Raw genomic sequence first — 994 nt, forward strand, 5'->3', positions numbered from 1 at the left:
GCACATTGCCAACCACGGCGTAAGTCAATGCGACACCCCAGAAGTCAGCGCCTGCAAGTTCATAGAGCTGACATCGCTGGACAGACCAAAGCTGCCAGGGCCATCCGCACCAAAGTTGACCAGGGCCGACAGGGTTCCGGCCGGGCCGCTGACGGTGGTGCTCTGCCCACCTTCTGGATTGCCATCATGGGGCGCGCCGGCTCCCGTGGTCAGGGCGTCTTCCTGAACACTGCCAAGCACACGAATGAACTCTTGCTCATCACCACTGGCCAGTTGCGGCACGTCATCTTCAATATCAATCGCAAAACTGCCAGCAGGGAAGCCGCCCACCAGAGGGTCGCCATCACCGTCGGTGGCAGTCAACACACCGGAGAAGTCGACGCCTACACCAGGCAGATCTTCACTGTCATTGCCGTCCATATCCGGATGATCGATTGGGCCGCTGAGTACAAACTCGTAGCTGCCATCAGGGTTCACCGTCAGGGTGAAGATAGTCTCAGCGCCCGCAGTAGCGGTCAGCACATTGCCAACCACGGCGTAAGTCAATGCGACACCGCCAGAAGTCAGCGCCTGCAAGTTCATAGAGCTGACATCGCTGGACAGACCAAAGCTGCCAGGGCCATCCGCACCAAAGTTGACCAGGGCCGACAAGGTTCCGGCCGGGCCGCTGACGGTGGTGCTCTGCCCACCTTCTGGATTGCCATCATGGGGCGCGCCGGCTCCCGTGGTCAGGGCGTCTTCCTGAACACTGCCAAGCACACGAATGAACTCTTGCTCATCACCACTGGCCAGTTGCGGCACGTCATCTTCAATATCAATCGCAAAACTGCCAGCAGGGAAGCCGCCCACCAGAGGGTCRCCATCACCGTCGGTGGCAGTCAACRCACCNGAGAAGTCGACGCCCACAACCGGCCGATCTTTCCCGTCATTGCCGGTCCTTTTCCGTCTCTTATTCCCATCTCCGAACCCACGAGACGAAATGAGGGATCTCGTA

Annotated in this window: 1 protein-coding gene; it reads right to left on the reverse strand. The window is 59.4% G+C overall.

Features of this window, described 5'->3' with window-relative positions; genetic code table 11:
* Nucleotides 1–24: 24 nt before the first annotated feature.
* The gene (locus ACQ4LH_RS21010; protein ID WP_430698960.1) at nt 25–906 is read right to left on the reverse strand and encodes a DUF5801 repeats-in-toxin domain-containing protein; all 882 of its coding nucleotides are present in this window, start codon (nt 904–906) and stop codon (nt 25–27) included.
* Nucleotides 907–994 lie beyond the last annotated feature (88 nt).

Origin of the sequence: Pseudomonas peli (assembly GCF_050563605.1) — a bacterium.
GTDB classification, from domain to species: Bacteria; Pseudomonadota; Gammaproteobacteria; order Pseudomonadales; family Pseudomonadaceae; genus Aquipseudomonas; species Aquipseudomonas peli_A.